This is a genomic window from Pyxidicoccus sp. MSG2 (assembly GCF_026626705.1).
Lineage (GTDB): Bacteria > Myxococcota > Myxococcia > Myxococcales > Myxococcaceae > Myxococcus.
On sequence record NZ_JAPNKC010000001.1, the window covers coordinates 8,176,626 to 8,194,952 of the forward strand.

Consider the following 18,327-nt stretch of genomic DNA (forward strand, 5'->3'; position numbering starts at 1 on the left):
GCTGTTCCGGTGGAGACGACCATGCCATACAGTCGGCTCTTCCGTCGACGCCACCTCTCGCCGTCCCGCCTGCCCGTGAGCTCAACGCCGTACCGACTGAAGTTCGCCGTCGTTCGTGAAGACCCCGAGCTGGAGCTGGCGCTCGTCGAACGCACGAAGGCCCGCGCCGTCCTCACGGTGGCCTCCGGTGGCTGCACCCTCCTCACCCTGGCGCGGCGTCACCCCGGGCTGGACCTGGTCGGCTTCGACTTCAACCCGCGCCAGCTCGCCCATGTGCGGGAGAAGGCCGCCGCTCTTGGAAGCGAGCCGCTGGAGCGGTTCAACGTCGGCAGCGCGGACCCCTCCGGGCTGAACCAGCGAGGCGAATTCGAGGGCCTCTTCCGGACGCTCCGTCGTTTCCTCGAGGAGTTCGTCGCACCCGCGCGGGAGCTGGCGGCGTTCTTCGAGCCGGCCACGCCCGACACGGAGCGACGCGCGCTGCTCGCCCGCTGGTTTGGCTCGCCGTACTGGCCGGTGGCGTTCGAGCTCGCGCTCGCGGCCCCGTTGCTCCACGCCATGTTCGGCCCGGCGGCGACGCAGCACGCGGCGCCCGGCTCCTACCCCGGCTACTTCCAGGCCGTCTTCGAGCGGGGACTCCGCCGCGAGGACGCCCCGCGCAACCCGTTTCTCCAGCACGTGCTGCTCGGCCAGTACCGCGCGGAGGACGCGCCGGAGTACCTGCGCGCGGACAAGCCCGTGCCGCTCACGCTGGTGGAGGGCTCGCTGCCCGACGTCCCCGGGCTGGGCCGCTTCGACGTCATCTCGCTCTCCAACATTTTCGACTGGTCGGATGACACGCTCGTCGCGAGCTGGGCGACGCTGCTCTCCCGCGAGGCCCGGCCGGGCTGCGCAGTGGTCTGCCGGCAGCTCAACAACCAGCGAAACCTCCGGCGCTTCTTCGAGCCGGCGTTCGAGTTCGACGACGCGCTCGGAGCGGAGCTTCTCGCCAGGGACCGCAGCCTCTTCTACGAGCGCATCGAAGTCGGCTTCCGCGCATGAGTGGCGTGCGCTTCGTGGTGGCCCGGCCCGACTCGCTCGGGCCGTATGTCGAGCGCCTGCGCCGATTGGAGCAGGGCATCCTCTATCCGCTCGCGGATGGAGCGGACCACTTCTTCATCGACCACGGGCCGGAATACCACCCGTTCTTCTCGTCCATGGGGGACGCGTACTTCCTGCTCGCCCTGCGCGGTGATGAATTGCTGGGCTCTGTCACCGGGGTGGCCCGGAAGGTCTTCCGCGGCAGCCGCGCGCTGGACGCGCTCTACATCTGCGACCTCAAGCTGGTGGAGCACGCGCGCGGCCAGGGGTTGTCGCGGAGGCTCATCTTCGAAGGGCTCACGCACCTGTTCCGCATTCCCGCCCTGCGCCGCACCCGGTTCCTGTATGGCGCCGCGATGCGAGGCGCGCGGGGGGACGTGATGCGCACCGCGCGAGGTTGGAATCCGCTGCGGATGGGGCGGCCGGCGAGCAGGCTTGCGCTCTACTTCGTGCCTCCCGCGAGGCTGGCGACGCTGGAACCCCGAGGTGGCCCCGGGCGTCCCATGGGGGACGGGCTGTGCCTGGGGCCGGCCCCCGGGCGGAGGCTGGAAGGAGCGGGCTGGTGCAGCACGGCGGGAGCCAAGGACCTGCAGCGGCTGTCGACCCGGAGCCCCTGGCCGCTGGTCCACCTGGCCGCGCCTCCGGGCGCCTGGACGCACGGCCATGCGGCGTACCTGCGCGCGTGTGGTGAGGAATTGGTGGAGCGGGGCACGGACGCGCTGGCCTGCTTCAGCATCGACGAGCGGCTGGAGGACCACGTCGCCTGGCTGCGCGGCGCGGGCCTTCCTGCCGACTCGATGTGTACTGTCTATTCACTCGACCTCTCCTTTCCGGTGAAAGCGCCAGCATGGGTGCACCTTCCCTCGTCCGAAATCTGAAGCTGCGCCAGCGCATCGCCAGGCTGAAGGCGGAGTGGAATGCCCTGGACGCGCCCTACCTGCGGGCGCTGCGGGACGGCACCTTCGAGCGCGACGACTTCGTGGAGACGCAGGTCCAGTTCTTCGGCGCGGTGGCTCACTTCTCGCGGCCCATGGCCATCCTCGTCAGCCGGCTGCCCTGGCCCGAGCAGCGGCTCCCGCTGGTGGAGAACGTCTTCGACGAGCACGGGCGGGGCAATCTGGTGCACGGTCACGAGCGCACGTTCCGGCTTCTTCTGGAGAGGCTCGGAGTGGAGGCGGCTCGGGTGGGGCGAGTGCCCTGGCCGGAGGTGCGTGCCTTCAACGCAGCGCTGACAGGGCTGGCCGCGTTCGACTCGACGCTCACCGGGCTCGCGGTGTTCGGCATCATCGAGGACCTGTTCAGCGGAATCTCGCTGGAGCTGGGACGCGGCATCGTCTCGCGGGGGTGGCTCGACACCGCGCAGGTGGTGCACTACCCCACGCACGCGACGCTCGACGAGGAACACGCGGAGGGCTTCTACCGCCAGCTCGACGGGCCGTATGGCGCGGATGCCCGCACCGCGGAGGAGATTGAGCAGGGTCTCCTCCTGGGCGGGCACCTCTTCTTGCGCCTCTACGAAGACCTGTACCGGGCGCGCGGCCGCCGCGCTTCGGTCAGTACGTGAAGCACTGCCGCTCGACGCCCGTGGGGAACGTGGGCGAGGGCGCCGACGTCGGGTCCGCGCAGTATTTCTTGGTGTACGCGACGTTGCAGACCGTGCCGTCCACTTCCTCGCTCCCCGAGAACACGTTGGGGTAGCTGGCCCAGTCGGAGCAGCCCGGCACGCCGCAGTAGACGTGGTTGCCGTTGTAGCAGGAGCCGAGCGTGGACTGGTGTTCCGGCGTCCCGCGCACCTCGAGGCTGCTCAGGTAGTCGCGAATGGTATTCCCGTAGACCCAACTGTTGATGGTGTTGTCGAGGATGACCCCCAGCTTGCGCTGCGTCGGCGGGAGCTGTGAGTCGATGACGTTGAAGCCCACGAAGCCCCAGTTGACGCGGTAGAACGTGATGCCGCCAGGGTTCTTGTAGAAGCGATTGTCCCGGACGTACACGTGGTCGATGAAGCCGCGGAGCGGGTCGGTCTGCGCGTAGTAGCTCTGGGCGTTGTCGAGCAGGAACTGCTGCAGGTCGAGCACGTGCTGGTAGTTGCCGAAGTCCTTGGCGCCATAGCCAATCAGCCGCTGCAGGGTGCAGGGCTCGACCACGGTGTACTGGCTCCCATCCGTCAGGAAGCCCAGGGTGAAACCCGAGACGAAGTTCTCGGTGTGCGTGGTGGAGCTGGAATAGGGCAGGTGTCCATCGGTGCTCAGCCCGAAGACGCCGTCGCGCGGCGGGTCACTGGGGGCGCGCATCACGATGTTCTTGGACACGTCCACGTTGCCGCCCACGATGTTGATTCCCACGTTCACGTCGCAGATGGAGTTGTGGTGGACCTGCGAGCGTGCGCTGGGGTTGCCGACGAACTCGTAGGGTTGGTTCGTGCAGTAGCGCCGGGGGCCGAACTCCGTCGTGGGCTCGACGAGGATGCACATCGCGCGGTCCGGGACCGTCTGGCCCGGCTCCAGGTCGGGCGGGGGCGGGCACGCACCCGGCGGAAGGTTGCCGTCGGCCATGCAGGCGGAGGGCTGGCACAGTGCGGCGTCGGACCGGAGGCTCAGGAACTTGAGTTTCGCGCCTTCGGGGCAGGCGTACCTCTCCGCAATCCCCAGGATCGGAGGGATGTACACGGCGGCGGTGATGGAAATCTTGATGCCCGGCGTGGTCTGGCAGGAGGGGTCCTCCTTCTGCTGGGCGGTGTTCCAGCCATAGGCGACGCCGGCCCCGAGGTGCGCGATGCGCAGGTGATGGACGCTCACGGCGGGACCTCCCGTGGCCTGGGCGTGCTCGACCTGGACGCCCACGGTCCATCGGCGCGGGTGGGGTTCCTGGGCGAAGGGCGTGGCCGGGGGCGAGGCGGGCTCATTGCCGTCCAATTCGAGGATGGAGTTCAGGGTGGCGGCGCGGCCCGGACACTGCTCGCCCTGGCTGTAGCCGGAGTCGGTCGTGCCCACCAGGGTCAGGTTGGAGACGCTCGCGTCGGTCAGCAGGCCCTCCTGGGCGCCGGTTCCCGCGACGTAGACGAGCGCACTGAGGCTCGTCGTGTGGTGGTCGACGTTGATGACCGTGGGCGCCGCCAGCGACGTGCCCGCGAGGTGGATGCCCGCTGGGACGTGAAGCCCGAACCCTCCTCCGTTCCAGGGCCAGCCCCACGTCAGCTTCGTTGCATCCGAGATGGTGATGGTGCCTGGATCCAGCACGACCCGTGAGTGCCCCTGGGCCTTGGCCCAGTTGATGGCGGCCTGATACCAGCGGGGGGAGAGGGTGCTCCCGTCATCGGTGCAGGTCCGGGCGGTGTCGCCGACGCACGTGGCGCCGACTGCGCCCGGGGCACAGAAGGCGCGCTGGAAGCCAGCCGTGCCGAGGACGCGGGCGCACATCGTCGTCGAGGTCAGGGTGGCCGGCGGCGCGGAAAGACTTGCGCCCTGTGCGGGGCCGCCTCTCAGGATGATGAGCAGTGCAAGGGTATGGAAGAGGAGACCTCGGCAAGGCTTCGCCGTCAGGGACGCGTACAGCAGGGGGGCTCTCATGAGATGGCTTTCGGGTTGGGAAAGGCCCGGGGTTTATCTCGCAACACCATTGCATATGGGTACCGAAATCGCCTGGGTGGAGGTGAGAGGCTTTGCGGCTTCGGGCGCTGCTCGTCGTGTGAGAGAGTGCGGCCACGCACTCAATGGACGACAGGCGCTACCCCATCCCGGCGGGGCTCCACCGGGTGGAGCAGGACATCCAACGAAGCCGCTTCGTCACCACCGCCGCCCACACGCCGACGGTGGAGGAGGCGAAGTCCTTCGTCGCCCGCGTCCGCGGCGAATTCCCGGACGCGAACCACAACTGCTGGGCGTACGTCGTGGGGCCTCCGGGCTCGACGGCCCAGGTGGGCATGAGCGACGACGGTGAGCCCCACGGAACGGCGGGCCGGCCGATGCTCACGGCGCTGCTGCACGGAGGAGTGGGGGACGTGGCCGTGGTCGTCACCCGCTACTTCGGCGGCACGCTGCTCGGGAAGGGCGGACTGGTGCGAGCCTATACCGGCTGCGTCCAGCAGGCGCTGGAGAGCCTCCCCACCACCGAGCGTGTGCGGAAGGTCCGACTCGCCGTCGAACTGGAGTACGCGAGCATCGACGGCGTCCGCCGACTCCTGCCCGAGTACGAGGCCCAGGTCGTGTCCGAAGAGTACGCCGCCACGGTGGGCTACCGGTTCGAGCTGCCCGTCACCCGCGTGGACGCGTTCCGCACGGCGCTGACCGACCTGACTCAGGGCCAGGTTCTCATCGAGCCGGTGGAGTCCGAAGATTGACCCTGGGGCCCGCAGGGGAGAGCCTCCGGAACGATGAGTGCAGGTCCCGACCTCTTCTCCGCCTCCGTCGATATGAACCGCTTCGCGCCCCTGGCCGAGCGGATGCGCCCGCGCACGCCCGAGGACTTCATCGGGCAGTCCCACCTGCTCGGTCCCGGCGCGCCGCTGCGCCAGCTCATGGAGCGCAAGTCGATTGTCTCCTCCCTCTTCTGGGGGCCACCGGGCGTGGGCAAGACGACGCTCGCACGCATGCTGGCGTCGAGCGTGGACGCGGAGTTCGTCATCCTCTCCGCCGTGTCCGACGGCATCCCCCGCATCCGCGAGGTGGTGGCCGAGGCGGAGCTCCAGCGCAACCGCTACTCCCGGCGCACCGTCCTCTTCGTCGACGAAATCCACCGCTGGGCGAAGAACGTCCAGGAGCAGGCGCTGCCCCACGTGGAGAGCGGGCTCCTCGTCCTGCTCGGCGCCACCACGGAGAACGTCAGCTTCGAGGTGCGCCCCGCCCTCATCAGCCGGTGCCGCGTCTTCCAGCTCAAGGAGCTCACCCTCGCGGACATCCAGCGCGCTCTCACCCGGGCGCTCACGGACGAGAAGCGGGGCCTGGGGACGCGCAAACTGACGCTGGGCGAGGAGGCGCTGACGCTGCTGGCGAAGGGCGGCGCGGGCGACGTGCGAAAGGCGCTCGGGGCGCTGGAACTGGCGGCCAACCTCTCCGCCGACGGTGCGGAAATCACGGTGGAGACGGCGCGCGAGGCCGTGGGCACCAGCCTGTCTCGTCACGACAAGGACGGGGACGAGCACTTCGACCTGCTCAGCGCGCTCCAGAAGTCCTGCCGTGGCTCCAACGCGCAGGGCGCCATCTTCTGGGCGGCGAAGCTGTTGCAGACGGGCGACGTCGTGTCGCTGTGGCGCCGCCTCAAGGTGATTGCCGTGGAGGACGTGGGCATGGCCATGCCCGAGGCCATCACCATCGTCCGGGCCTGTGAGGAGGGCTTCCACTCCATCGGCCTGCCGGAGGGGCGGCTCTTCGTCGCGCACGCGGTGGTGACGCTGGCCACGGCGAAGAAGAGCAACCGCGCCTACCAGGCGATGAACGCCGCCATGGAGGCGCTGGAGCAGCACCCCAACGCCGCGCCGCCGCTGAACCTCCGCAACGCGCCCACGGAGCTGATGAAGGAACTGGGCCACGGGAAGGGCTACCAGCCCCCGTGGAACTTCAAGGACCACTACGCGCCGGGGCAGACATACCTGCCCGCGCCGCTGGAGCGCGCTGTCTTCTACCGCCCGAGCAAGGAAGGCTACGAGGCGGAGGTCCACGAGCGCATGACGCAGTGGTGGCGAGACGACAAGGCGGCGAAGGACGAGTAGCGCTTCATGCTCTTCGCGGGAGGGGCACGAAGCGCCAGCCGAAGGCCCACGCCGGAATGGCCGTGGCACCGAAGCCCGCGCCCAGCCCATACAGCACCTCGTCGAGCGGGACGCCCAGGAGTCTGCCCGGCAGCAGCAGGCTGGGCCTCCAGGTGCGCTCGAACACGCCGGGCACGAGCGCGCCGAAGACGAGGCACAGGCCCAGGTAGATGACGGCCGACACCAAGGCTCCGAGCAGGCTGGGAACGACGAGGTCCCTGCGCGACAGCAGCAGCGCCGAGGACACGGACACCATCGCCGCCACCGCCGCGTAGAGGATGGACAGGCCCGCCGCGAGCAGCACGCCCGTCACCATCATGGCCAGCGCGAAGGCACCCACGGCTCGCGCCCAGGCCCTCACTGGCCCACGGTGAGGCACGAGCGTGCGGCGGAACGCCACCGCGTAGGCCGTGGAGGAGAAGGCGCCCAGGCCCGCGACGAACAGCACGTCCTCGATGCCGAAGCCGAGGCGGTCCGCCAGCCCGAAGAGGAAGCGGGGCGTCCAGTACTCCGGATAGAAGAGCCACTCCGTCGCCGCGAAGGGCAGGGACACCACCACGACCCGCTTCAGCAGCGGGCGCAGGTCCGGACGGGTGAGCCAGACGCAGCTCCCCGGCACCAGGGACAGCACCGACAGGACGAGGAACTCGTAGGGCACGGCGGCCTCAACGCAGCGCCAGGGCGACGAGCGGGAGGGCCACCATGGCCGTGGTGGCGGTGATGGCGGCGGCCACGCGGACCAGGATGCGCCGTGAGCCGGGAGGCGCGGGCCGGGCCAGCACCACGCCCAGCGCCGCCAGCGCGGGCACCAGCAGCCACGGGTCCGCGCGCAGTCCCACGGCCTCCAGCCCGAGGGGAGCCAGCACCAACGTGACGGCGTTCAGCGCCAGGATGACCCACGCGGCGCGCTCACCGCCCACGCGTGCGGGGAGCGTGAGCTTCTGGCTCTCCCGGTCGGACGGCTCGTCGGGCAGCGCGGTGGCGATGGCACAGGCCAGGTGCGTGGGCAGCAGGCACGCGACGAGCCACCAGGGAAAGCGGTCGAGGTCTCCTCCCTGTGCGAGGTAGCCGTAGAGCGGGAGCACGCCGCTCACGCCCACCATCTGTAGGACTTCACCGCCGCCCCGGTAGGACAGCCGCAGCGGCGCGTAGCTGTAGGCCCACAGCAGCGCCAGGGCCGCCAGCGCCAGGGGTACCAGCAGCGGCACCCCACGCGTCACCGAGAGCGCCACGGATACCGCCACCAGCCCCATGGCACAGCCGAGCGCCGCGGTGCCGAGCGCCCGGGGCGAGAGCCGCCCTTCCACCAGCACGCGCGAGCCGCCGGAGAAGAGGGTGGCCGTCTGGTTGCGGCGGTCCGTCTCCTGGTCCGCCCAGTCGTTGGCGTAGACGATGAAGAGCTGGTCCAGCACGCCGAAGAGCTGGACGCCGAGCAGCGTCGCAACGTCCAGCGAGCGCCCCGTGAGGCGAACGGCGACGAGCTGCCCGAGCAATAGCGGGAGAGCGATGTACGACTGCGATGGCAGCCGCGAGGCCTGCAGCCAGGCGCGAAGGGCCGTCATGAGGTGCGGCCCCGCGACAGGCCCAGGCGGAGTGCCGCCTCCGTGCGCAGGTCCCCGAAGGGCAGGTGCCACCGGGGGTCTCCATCCAGCCGCCACGCCTTCACCGGGATGAGGTCTTCCCGGGCGAGCGTCTGGTGGAGCCGCGTCTCCTCGTCTGGCTCGCGCGAGAAGCCGAAGGGGTTGCGGAACTCCGCGCCCTGGAGCCGCGAATACTTCGCGTCATTGCTGGCGACGAGCGCGAGCAATTCCTGGCGGCGCCCTTCGAGGTAGTCGAGGAAGGTGGCATCGAAGGGGCGGATGGCGGCGCGCTGCTCCGGCTCGCGCATCACCCATCGAGCCCAGTCGTAGCCGAAGACGAAGTCGTGCGCGTACCGGAAGCGCAGCGCGGACCGGGCGCCGAAGCCACGACACAGGGCCACCACCCGGCGCGCGAAGGCCTCCATGTCGTGCGGTGCTCCGGCCTCCCAGAGACAGCGCGCTGGATAGTCGAGGTCCCAGAAGATGTTGTCCGGGAAGTCCTCCGCGAGCGCCTCGACGATGTCGCAGAGCCCCTGGGTGAAGGCCCGCAGCCGCGCTTCGTCGCCCTGGTCCGTGGTCAGCTGCTCGGCCAGCTCGCACGGTGTCGGTGCGCGAGCGCGGTCCGGCGCGAGCGAGGCCCGCGCGCCGAGCAACGGCTCCAGGCGCTCCAGCCGGGAGCGCAGCGTGTTCTCCAGCCTCCTCATGCCGGCGCCCCTCCGAGCAGCCCGAGGCCGCCGAGCAGCACGAGTCCGGACAACGCGAGCGTCCCCCACCAGATGGCGCGGTGCAGCTCCAGCTTGTACGCGGACTGCGCGCCGAAGGCGTTCGTCACCGCGCCAGGGCTCTGCCTGCGCACGCGTGCCGCGAAGGCGAGCACCACCCCTGCCGCGGGAAGGACGGTGAGCGGCGAGGCCACTCGAGCCATCCACGGCGCCGCGAGCCAGAGGAGCGCGCCGAGCACCAGCAGCACCTCCGAGCCCCGTCGAGCGGAGGCATTGCCCCGGACCGAGGCCCACGTGCGCTTGCCTCCGGCGCGGTCGCTCTCCTCGTCGGACAGTCCGCTGGCCAGGGCGCTCGACAGCGACAACGCGAGCAGGCCCGGCGCCAGCGCCACGAGCCACGTCGGCGCCCACTGGCCGCACTGCGCATACGCATGCAGCGCGGGGAGCACGCCGCCGACGCCCACCATCTCCAGCACCTCGCCACCGCCCCGGTAGTTGAGCCGCAACGGCGGCAGCGAGTAGGCGATGAAGACGAACAGCGCCAGCGCGGCGAGCGGCGCCAGCAGCGGGCGCTCCAGGGCGGCACCGGCCACCATGGCCATCAAGAGCGCCACCGTGCCCGCGCCCAATCCCATGGCGAGCAGCGCCCCCGCGGGGAGGATGCCGTCCGGAATCGTCTTGGGCGAGCCGGCCTTGGGGAACATGCGGCGCTTGAGCGCGTCCACCGCGCGGTCGCCCCAGTCGTTGAGCAGGACGATGAAGGCGACGTCCGCCACCATCCACAGCACGCCGAAGGCGAGCGCGCCCACGGAGAGGCGTCCCGCATGGGCGGCGCCCACCGCCTGCCCGAAGAGGGCGGGGACGAAGACCTTCGGCCAACTCGCGGGCTTGAGGGCGTACCACCACCGCTCCGCAAGGCCCATGGTCTCGACGTGCATGCGACCCGACTCTCTCCCGAGGCTCGGAGGTTCTGCCCTCCTGGTGGGTAGCGTCAATGATTCGCTTTCCGCAACCGCCAACCCTTTGTGCTTGCTCGCACTCGGGGCGCTTCCTATCTCGGGGAGAGGCCCCTTCCCTGGAGTCCCCATGGCCGCCCCGACTTCGCCTTCCGGTCCCGCCAATCGGCTGGGCCAGGAGCCCTCGCCCTATCTGCGCCAGCACGCCCACAACCCGGTGGACTGGTTTCCCTGGGGCGCGGAGGCACTCGCGCGGGCGAAGGCGGAGGACAAGCCCATCCTGCTGTCGGTGGGCTACTCGGCCTGCCACTGGTGCCACGTCATGGCGCACGAGTCCTTCGAGTCGCCGGAGACGGCCCGGCTGATGAACGAGGGCTTCATCAACATCAAGGTGGACCGCGAGGAGCGGCCGGACCTCGACCAGATATACCAGGGCGTGGTGCAGCTCATGGGGCAGGGCGGAGGCTGGCCGCTCACGGTGTTCCTCACGCCGGACCTGAAGCCCTTCTACGGTGGCACCTATTTCCCTCCGAACGACAAGTACGGCCGGCCCGGCTTCCCCCGGCTGCTGACCTCGCTGCGCGACGCGTGGGTGAACAAGCAGGATGAAATCCAGAAGCAGGCCCGCCTCTTCGAGGAGGGCCTGGGCGAGTTGGCCTCCTACGGCCTGGATGCGGCGCCCGGCGCGCTGTCCGCCGACGACGTGGTGGCCATCGCCCGGTCCATGGCCCAGCAGGTGGACCCGGTGCACGGCGGCTTCGGCGGTGCGCCCAAGTTCCCCAACCCGATGAACCTCGCGCTGATGTTGCGCGGGTGGCGTCGCGCAGGTGGGGCGCCGCTGAAGGACGGCGTGTTCCGCACGCTGGAGCGCATGGCCCTGGGCGGCATCTACGACCAGCTCGGCGGCGGTTTCCACCGGTACTCGGTGGACGAGCGGTGGCTGGTGCCCCACTTCGAGAAGATGCTCTACGACAACGCGCAGCTCCTGCACCTGTACGCGCAGGCGCAGCAGGTGGAGCCCCGGCCGCTGTGGCGCAAGGTGGCGGAGGAGACGGTGGAGTACGTCCGCCGCGAGATGACGGACGCGGGCGGCGCCTTCTACGCGGCCCAGGACGCGGACAGCGAGGGCGAGGAGGGGAAGTTCTTCGTCTGGCGCCCGGAGCAGCTCCAGGCCGCGTTGCCGGAGTCCCAGTCCGAGCTGGTGCTGCGCCACTTCCGCGTCACGCCCGCGGGCAACTTCGAGCACGGCACGACGGTGCTGGAAGTCGTGGCCTCCGCGGCGGAGCTGGCGGACTCGTGCGGACTGTCACTGGAGCATGTGGAGCGGGAGCTGGCCGCGGCGAGGCAGACCCTCTTCGACGCGCGCGAGCAGCGGGTGAAGCCGGGGCGGGACGACAAGATTCTTTCGGGTTGGAACGGGCTGATGATTCGCGGGCTGGCACTCGCCGCGCGCGTCTTCGAGCGACCGGACTGGGCCCGCCGGGCGGCAGCCGCGGCGGACTTCGTGCTCGCGAAGCTATGGGACGGGACGCGGCTGGCGCGCTCGTATCAGGACGGACAGGCGCGCATCGACGGCTTCCTGGAGGACTACGGGGACCTGGCCTCGGGGCTCACCGCGCTCTACCAGTCCACCTTCGACGTGAAGTATCTGGAGGCGGCGGAGGCGCTGGTGCGGCGGGCGGTGGAGCTGTTCTGGGACGCGGAGAAGGCGGCCTACCTCACCGCGCCTCGCGGGCAGAAGGACCTGGTGGTGGCGACGTACGGCCTCTTCGACAACGCCTTCCCCTCGGGCGCGTCCACGCTGACGGAGGCGCAGGTGGAGTTGGCGGCGCTCACAGGGGACAAGCGGCACCTGGAGCTGCCGGAGAAGTACGTGGCGCGGATGCGCGAGGGGCTGGTGAAGAACGCCATGGGCTACGGCTACCTCGGGCTGGCGGCGGATGCGCTGCTCGACGGCGCGGCGGGCGTCACCTTCTCCGGCGCGCGCGAGGCGGTAGCGCCGCTGCTGGCCTCGGCGAACCGCGTGTATGCGCCCACGTTCGCCTTCGGCTGGCGCGAGCCGGGAGCGCCGGTGCCGGCGCTGCTGAAGGAAATCTTCGAAGGCCGCGAGCCGGTGGGCGGCAGGGGCGCGGCGTACCTGTGCCGGGGCTTCGTTTGCGAGCGGCCCCTCACGGATGCCGAGGCCCTGGCCCAGCGATTGGCGGCGGCTCCGACGGGGGCCTGAGCGCCTCGCTCCTGGCTCCGACGGGGCCTCGAGCGCGACGCTCAGGGCCTCGAAGGGAACTCAGCGTCGCGTGCTCAGGGCGACATCGGGGCCGCGGCCTCTTCCTCCTCCTCGGCGCGCGGGTAGTCCGCCGGGCGGGCCGTCGTCGCGTCGATGTCGTTGAGCGAGTAGTCGTCCACGGTGAGGGTGCCCACCCGGTCTATCGACATGCCGAGGCTGAGCCGGCGGGCCGAGCTCGGCACTCCCGGCGTCGTCCACTCGGCGCGGGTGTAGCTGCTCACGGCCGGCAGCAGCGGGCCCTGCGTCCAGTAGTCCCAGACGCCTGAGCTGTCGCGGGTGTACGCCTTGAAGCGCACCGACGTGGTGGCCTTGTACCAGGCGGAGATGCGGTAGCGGTGGCCGCTGGTGGCCGCGGGGGCGCACGTGCCGCTGTCCTGCAGGCTGATGAGCTTGCGGTCGCCGCTGGTGTAGCTGGTGATGCGCACCTGCTGCGCCCAGCTCCCGCTGTGCGCGTCCGACGTCCGCGTCCAGGTGAAGGTGTTGGTGCCGAAGCCGCCGCGCTGCCAGCAGTCCGGCGTGCCATCGCCGTTGCTGTCCGCCTCCAGCGATGGGTTCTGGAACAGCTGCGAGGACGTGGGCGGCCAGGAGACGGGCGGCTTCAGGGCGCCGCCGATGACGGTATCCATGAGGGCGACGGTGGTGCCACGCGAGACGCGGGGGGCCAACCAGTCGAGGAACGCCGCCAGGTTGGCCGGGGAGATGGAGTACTGCTGGGGCGGGTCGCACGGCGAGCAGATGTGGTGGAAGACGATGGGAATCCATCCGCCGCCGGAGTTCTCCGCGTTGAGCACCCAGGCCTTCATCGTGTCGAGCGAGGTGGTGCTCTGCACGGAGCCATGCGTGCGAATCGCGTAGGCGTCCGCGGGAGGCACGGGCTCGCCGTAGGGATTGCTGCTGCTGCCGCCGGGCGAGCGCAGGCCGCCACTCTCCCGGGCCGAGTTGTAGTTGCAGTCGATGACAATCTGCCGCGTGACGGAGTCCTTGTCGCCGAACGGGTAGGCGAAGGACGTCACCCGGAAGCCGGCGTTGAGCAGGGCCACCCGGTCGTTGCAGATTTCCCTGCGCTGGTCGTCCGCGGAGAGCTCAGTGAGGTGCGGGTGGGTCAGCGTGTGGCCGCCAATCTCATGCCCGGCGTCCCGAAGGGCGCGCACCTGGGTGAGGGTCAGGCGGCCGGACATGCCCAGCCTGGCGCTGTTGATGTAGAAGGTGCCGCGCATGCCCCGTGCTTCGAGCATGGACGCGGCCTGGAGCTGGTTGGCCAGACAGTCATCGAAGTTCAGCGAGACGATGACCTGACCCGGCGCCAGCGCGCGAGTGGTGGTTTCCATGGTGCCCCCTCAGGTGGCGATGTCGGACCAGCCTGAAGTTGGGCATGAGGGGCGCCACGGGCACATGCTTCTCTCCAAATGCACACGGGGCGCGAAGGCCTTTTCCCGGCCCCGCGCCCCGCGTGTCACTCACGTGTGTGAGTGAGGACTAGAACAGCCGGATGGTGCTCGACTGGGCTCCCGAGCGCACGCTGCGCAGCTGCTGCGCATTGCCGTACACGTTGGCCTCCGTGCAGGCACCCAGCGCGCCGATGTAGCGCACGTTGATGCTGTCCACGGCGCCGCGCGGGCGCACGATGATGCCGCTGAAGCGCACCAGCGTGTTGCGGTCGTCAGAGTCGAACGGCGTCTCCGGCGTCTTGAAGCCCACCGTCAGCGTCAGGCCGTCCGCGGACACCTCGGTCGTCACCGTCTCGGAGGCGTTGTTGTTCGGCTGGTCCGTCACGAAGCGGCCCATGTTGCCGTCGACGTCGATGTCCGTGGTGAGCAGCTGCGCCACCTGGCAGTCCGCCGTGCGCGGCGCGACTTCCACCGGCCGGTTGAACGTCACCACCAGCTTGCCCGCGTTGCCCAGGAGCGCGTCCGGGTCATCCGCGTTGGAGAACACCGCGTAGAAGCTCTGGTCCGTCGCGCCGGGGGCGCTGATGGCCATCGCCTGCTCCGGCTGGCTCATGCCCGCGACGATGTCCGACTGGCCCGACAGCACGCGGCCGTCGACCGCGCCGCCCAGCACCGCCTCGCAGTGGTACGAGGCGCCGTTGACGAGCTGCGCGCCCGGAATCACCGCGACGCCGTTGGCATCCGTGGTGCCACTCACCGTCGTGCTGCCCGTCGCCTCCGGCGGCAGGAAGCTGCCCGCCGTCTGCAGCGTGTTCGTCTGGTCCAGCCGGTACTGGCAGTTCACCTTCACGTCCGGCACCGCGCGGCCGTTGAGATTCACCAGGAAGCGGTAGTCCACCGCGAAGCCCGTGGGGAACATGCGGAGGTTGACCACCTCCTGCGCGCCCTGCTGCTCGAAGTCGTTGTTCCACGTCTGCATGGTGTAGCGACCCATGAAGCGCTCGTAGCCCGGCGCCTGCGCGAAGATGGGGAACTCCTCGCCCAGCGGGATGCCCTCAATCTGGTAGCAGCCGTCCGCCTCGATGCTGTTCTCCTTCGTCAGGTCGCCCTCGCCACAGGGCTTCGCCCGGCGGAACTCGCCGCCAATGACGGCGTACACCTGCGACTTGGACGCGTCGTCGTCGTCGAGGTTGTTCTTCCCGTCGTTCTCCTGGAAGAAGTTCATGCGCTGGCCGCTCTGGCCATCCACCACGAACCCGACAACGCGACCTTCGCCACCGCTGCTGCAGCCCGTGGCCGCCGCCAGCGTGAGCACCACGAACGCCTTCTTCAGCTTCTGCATGTATTGCCCCCCTCTGTGTGTTGAGGCAGGGCCGCTCAATAGTCGAAGTGTCAACGTATGGCCAGTGGGCTTCTGGACGGGGCGCCCACACCCCGGGGCCGGGGTCACCCGGCCCGCCGGTGCATGCGGACGCTCACTTCACGTCAGTCACCTTCAGCGCGCCGATGAGGGGGGTGATTTCCGCGTTCCCCTCCTCGCCGAAGCCGAAGTGCGTGGCGTCCGCCACCACCTGGTTGAAGGTGGGGTCCATCTGGGTCCATTCCCCCACGTAGGCCTCCACCCACTCGTGCCAGTAGAGGGCGGGCACGCCGTCCTGGTTCACCATGTAGATGACGCCGTCCACGCGCCGCGCGGGGATGCCCGCCGCGCGCAGCAGGGCCACCGTCAGCAGCGAGTGCTCCGTGCAGTCCCCGCGCCGCTGGCTCAGCACGTCCGTGGCCCGGTCCGCGCTGGCCCCGTAGTCCTTCTCCAGATTCGTGGCCACCCAGGTGCTCACCTTCTGGGCCGCGCGGTATGCGTCCTTCTCGTCGCCGACAATCTTCTTCGCCTGCTCGCGGATGGCCGGGGCGTCGCTCTCCACGATGATGGAGGACTTGAGGTTCTCCCCCCCGTCCGGGTCCGCCAGCGGCCGGGGCTTGCGGGCCTTCTCCGCGGGCGCCGCCGCCGACAGCGTCACCTCCACCTTGCCGTCGGGCAGGGGCTTGAAGTGCTGCCGGTACGTCTCCTCGCGGAACTTCTCCGGCAGCCCCTGCACCACCAGCGTCACCTTGCCGGGCACCGCGCGCGCGGACTCGGGCAGCGGCTTGGGGAGCACCACGCGGGTGAGGCCGAACACCTCCACCAGGTCCAGGCGCTTGGCGACGGGCTCCGTCTCCTTGCGCGCCTGCATCGTCTGGCCGAAGTCCACCAGCACCGTCTCCCCGCGCTGGGTGATGAAGGAGGTGACGGGCACCTTCTCCTTCTCCGACAGCGAGCTGACCCGGCTCAGCTTCACCTTCACCCCGTTGATGACCCGCTGCTCCGGGGGCTCCACGGTGGTGGTGAGGCCGTAGGTCTCCAAATCCAACCCGTCCAGCGTGAAGCCCGTCACCTTCGCCTTGCGCAGCAGGGCCACGCGCGCGGGGTCCGAGTCCTCCACGTGCTCCCGCGGGGTGGGCAGCTTCGGCAATTCCTCGTCCGGGCGGCCCGGGCGCTTGCGCACCACGCGCATGCCGTCGGGCATGGCGGTGCCCTCCAGCATCTGGTCTCCGCCGTCCCCCTTCTGCGTCACGGTGAAGGACAGGAGGCGCCCGCCGGGCTTCGCCTCGTAGACGCGCTCCTCGCGGTGCACGCGCTCGGACACGCGCGTGGCCACCATGGCCTTGAAGACGAGCTGGTTGGTGGCCTTCACCCGCGCGGGCTCGCCGGGCAGGAGCTCCACGTCCGTGAAGAGCCAGCCCACCTTCTTGTCCATGAGGTAGAGGCCGAAGTACTCGCCCCCCTTCGGGCGGGGGGCCTTCACCACGTCCGACAGCTCGGCCTTCGCCGGGGCCGTCGTTGACACCGCGGGCTTGGCGGGGGCCTGGGCGAGGACAGGCGGCGCGCCCGTCAGCAGGGCGCACAGGGACACGGCGGCGAGGGACGTCAGGCGGAGCGGGCGGGTCATCACGCCCCTTCTAACGAGGGAAGGGGCGGTTGTCTTCAACCGCCCCGCGCCGCGCCCTCCGGGACTACATCCGCTTGGTGAGGATGATGAGGTCGTCCCCCACCTTGTAGAAGTCGCGGATGCGCGCCTCCTCGCCGTACTTCATGGAGGCGTAGAAGCCGCGGGTGGGGCCGTAGGCCTCCGTGGCGCTCGTCTCCACTCGGATGAGGCGACCGTTGCGGCGGCGGATGTCGCCCTCCATGGCGGACACCAGCGCGGCGCCCACGCCCTGGCCCCGGACCTCCGGCGAGGAGGCAATCCAGTACAGGTCGTAGGTGTCCTCCGTCATCGGCGTGGGGCCGTAGCAGACGTAGCCCACGAGCTGACCGCCCCGGTCCGCGACGACGATGGAGTAGTCCGTGTTGCCCGGCGTGAGCGCGATGCCGACCAGCTCGATGGCGACCTCAACCTCCTGCGGCGAGAAGGTTTCGATCTTTCGAATCAGTGCGGCGAGGGGCTCCTTGTCCTTTGCGACGAGTGGCCGGATGTCCATGTGCTCTCTCGAGAGCGACCTCCACGAGCCGGGCCGCCAGGGCCGCATAGTCCATTCCAGCGGCCTTGGCGGCCTTGGCGAACCCTGCGCTCGGATGAAGGTCACAGTTGGGGTTGATGTCGATGACGTAGGGCACGCCCTCCGGGGATACCCGGAGATCGACCCGTCCATAGTCCTGACAGTCCAGTGCTGCAAAGGCTTCTAGCGCCACTTGCACGCAACGCGCCTCCAGCGTCACGTCCACCTGGCAGGGCCCGCTGGTCGTGTCGCGGTACTCGTCCGACTCCGGCTCCCACTTGGCGGTGTAGGAGACGATGTTCGGCCGCTCCTCGAAGGTACGGCCGAAGTGAATCTCTGTCAGCGGCAGTGGCTGGCGCGGCTGGTTGCCCAGCAGCGGCACGTAGATTTCGCGCCCGGGAATGAACTGCTCCACGAGGGCCGGCTGATGGAAGGTGCGGAGCACCGCGTCACAGGCGCGCACCAGCGCGGCGCGCTCGTACACGACGGAGTCGGCCGTGACGCCCACGCTGGCGTCCTCGCGCGCGGGCTTGACGATGAGGGGCCAGGGCAGGTCCACCGCCAGCGCGTCCTCGAGCTTCTGCACCACGCGGAAGGGCGGGGTGGGCACGCCGCGCGCGCTCAGCACCTCCTTGGCCTTCGGCTTGTGGAGCGCCAGCCCGAGCGACAGGGCGGACGAGCCGGTGTAGGCCAGCCCCAGCGCGTCGAGCAGGCAGGGGACCGCCATCTCCCCGCGGCTGTCCGCCGCGAGCGACTCGCAGAGGTTGACGACGAGGTCCGGCTGGCGCCGGCGCAGCGTGTCCACGAAGTCCAGCCGGTCGCCTTCGATGGCGAGCGGCTCGGCGACGGTGTCCCCGCGGGAGAGGGCCTCGGCCAGGGCCGAGGCGACGCGCACGACATCCTCGCGGGCCTCCCGTCCGGGGTCGTCCTCGAGGAGGTCGTGGTCGCGGTTGTGCAGCAAAATGATGTGCATTCGGAGGTGGGCGAAGGGTTAGCACGTCCCCCGGATTGATCCCAGTCCGTGGATGACGGTTGGCTAC

Annotated in this window: 16 protein-coding genes; 6 read left to right on the forward strand and 10 right to left on the reverse strand. The window is 70.0% G+C overall.

Annotated elements, in window-relative coordinates:
• The first annotated feature begins 21 nt into the window (after positions 1 to 21).
• The 3 genes from OV427_RS32090 to OV427_RS32100 are packed head-to-tail and all read left to right on the forward strand — an operon-like array spanning position 22 to position 2,641.
• The gene (locus OV427_RS32090; protein ID WP_267860015.1) at positions 22 to 1,038 is read left to right on the forward strand and encodes a DUF3419 family protein; all 1,017 of its coding nucleotides are present in this window, start codon (positions 22 to 24) and stop codon (positions 1,036 to 1,038) included.
• The gene (locus tag OV427_RS32095) at positions 1,035 to 1,955 is read left to right on the forward strand and encodes a GNAT family N-acetyltransferase (protein WP_267860016.1); all 921 of its coding nucleotides are present in this window, start codon (positions 1,035 to 1,037) and stop codon (positions 1,953 to 1,955) included. Before OV427_RS32090 ends, OV427_RS32095 begins: the two co-directional genes overlap by 4 nt.
• Positions 1,925 to 2,641 (forward strand): TenA family transcriptional regulator, encoded by a 717-nt coding sequence (locus tag OV427_RS32100; RefSeq protein WP_267860017.1) that lies wholly within the window; start codon positions 1,925 to 1,927, stop codon positions 2,639 to 2,641. The genes OV427_RS32095 and OV427_RS32100 overlap by 31 nt, the downstream gene beginning before the upstream one ends.
• Here OV427_RS32100 and OV427_RS32105 read toward each other — a convergent pair.
• On the reverse strand, positions 2,631 to 4,643 hold the full coding sequence (locus OV427_RS32105; RefSeq protein ID WP_267860018.1) for a hypothetical protein: 2,013 nt from the start codon (positions 4,641 to 4,643) through the stop codon (positions 2,631 to 2,633). The two genes, OV427_RS32100 and OV427_RS32105, sit on opposite strands and share 11 nt — an antisense overlap.
• Before the next feature lie 143 nt (positions 4,644 to 4,786).
• On the opposite strand from OV427_RS32105, the gene OV427_RS32110 reads away from it, so the two are divergent.
• Together OV427_RS32110 and OV427_RS32115 are read left to right on the forward strand one after the other, a co-directional pair.
• Positions 4,787 to 5,413, forward strand: coding sequence for a YigZ family protein (locus OV427_RS32110; protein WP_267860019.1), 627 nt, complete (start codon positions 4,787 to 4,789; stop codon positions 5,411 to 5,413).
• A 33-nt stretch (positions 5,414 to 5,446) separates the two neighbouring features.
• Positions 5,447 to 6,781, forward strand: a complete 1,335-nt coding sequence (locus OV427_RS32115; RefSeq protein ID WP_267860020.1) for a replication-associated recombination protein A — start codon at positions 5,447 to 5,449, stop codon at positions 6,779 to 6,781.
• Between the two features lie 4 nt (positions 6,782 to 6,785).
• Here the strand turns inward: OV427_RS32115 and OV427_RS32120 are convergent, their stop codons facing one another.
• Genes OV427_RS32120 through OV427_RS32135 form a run of 4 tightly spaced genes read right to left on the reverse strand, consistent with a single transcriptional unit; the run spans position 6,786 to position 10,060 of the window.
• Positions 6,786 to 7,478: a lycopene cyclase domain-containing protein gene (locus OV427_RS32120; protein WP_267860021.1), complete on the reverse strand. Its 693-nt coding sequence runs from the start codon at positions 7,476 to 7,478 to the stop codon at positions 6,786 to 6,788.
• Positions 7,479 to 7,485: 7 nt separating this feature from the next.
• Positions 7,486 to 8,382 (reverse strand): prenyltransferase, encoded by an 897-nt coding sequence (locus tag OV427_RS32125; protein ID WP_267860022.1) that lies wholly within the window; start codon positions 8,380 to 8,382, stop codon positions 7,486 to 7,488.
• Positions 8,379 to 9,104: a ferrochelatase gene (locus tag OV427_RS32130; RefSeq protein ID WP_267860023.1), complete on the reverse strand. Its 726-nt coding sequence runs from the start codon at positions 9,102 to 9,104 to the stop codon at positions 8,379 to 8,381. The genes OV427_RS32125 and OV427_RS32130 overlap by 4 nt, the downstream gene beginning before the upstream one ends.
• Positions 9,101 to 10,060 (reverse strand): prenyltransferase, encoded by a 960-nt coding sequence (locus OV427_RS32135; RefSeq protein ID WP_267860024.1) that lies wholly within the window; start codon positions 10,058 to 10,060, stop codon positions 9,101 to 9,103. Before OV427_RS32135 ends, OV427_RS32130 begins: the two co-directional genes overlap by 4 nt.
• A 148-nt stretch (positions 10,061 to 10,208) precedes the next feature.
• On the opposite strand from OV427_RS32135, the gene OV427_RS32140 reads away from it, so the two are divergent.
• On the forward strand, positions 10,209 to 12,302 hold the full coding sequence (locus OV427_RS32140) for a thioredoxin domain-containing protein (RefSeq protein ID WP_267860025.1): 2,094 nt from the start codon (positions 10,209 to 10,211) through the stop codon (positions 12,300 to 12,302).
• Between the two features lie 74 nt (positions 12,303 to 12,376).
• On the opposite strand, the gene OV427_RS32145 is transcribed toward OV427_RS32140, so the two are convergent.
• The 5 genes from OV427_RS32145 to OV427_RS32165 all read right to left on the reverse strand — a co-directional run bounded on the left by OV427_RS32145 (position 12,377) and on the right by OV427_RS32165 (position 18,260).
• Positions 12,377 to 13,690, reverse strand: a complete 1,314-nt coding sequence (locus OV427_RS32145; RefSeq protein ID WP_267860026.1) for a polysaccharide deacetylase family protein — start codon at positions 13,688 to 13,690, stop codon at positions 12,377 to 12,379.
• Between the two features lie 148 nt (positions 13,691 to 13,838).
• Positions 13,839 to 15,092, reverse strand: a complete 1,254-nt coding sequence (locus OV427_RS32150) for a hypothetical protein (protein WP_267860027.1) — start codon at positions 15,090 to 15,092, stop codon at positions 13,839 to 13,841.
• 133 nt (positions 15,093 to 15,225) lie between these two features.
• Positions 15,226 to 16,737, reverse strand: a complete 1,512-nt coding sequence (locus OV427_RS32155; protein WP_267860028.1) for a transglutaminase-like domain-containing protein — start codon at positions 16,735 to 16,737, stop codon at positions 15,226 to 15,228.
• A gap of 64 nt (positions 16,738 to 16,801) precedes the next feature.
• Positions 16,802 to 17,269, reverse strand: coding sequence for a GNAT family N-acetyltransferase (locus OV427_RS32160; RefSeq protein WP_267860029.1), 468 nt, complete (start codon positions 17,267 to 17,269; stop codon positions 16,802 to 16,804).
• Entirely contained in the window at positions 17,181 to 18,260 is a 1,080-nt protein-coding gene (locus tag OV427_RS32165) for a D-alanine--D-alanine ligase family protein (protein ID WP_267860030.1), read from the reverse strand. The genes OV427_RS32160 and OV427_RS32165 overlap by 89 nt, the downstream gene beginning before the upstream one ends.
• Positions 18,261 to 18,327 lie beyond the last annotated feature (67 nt).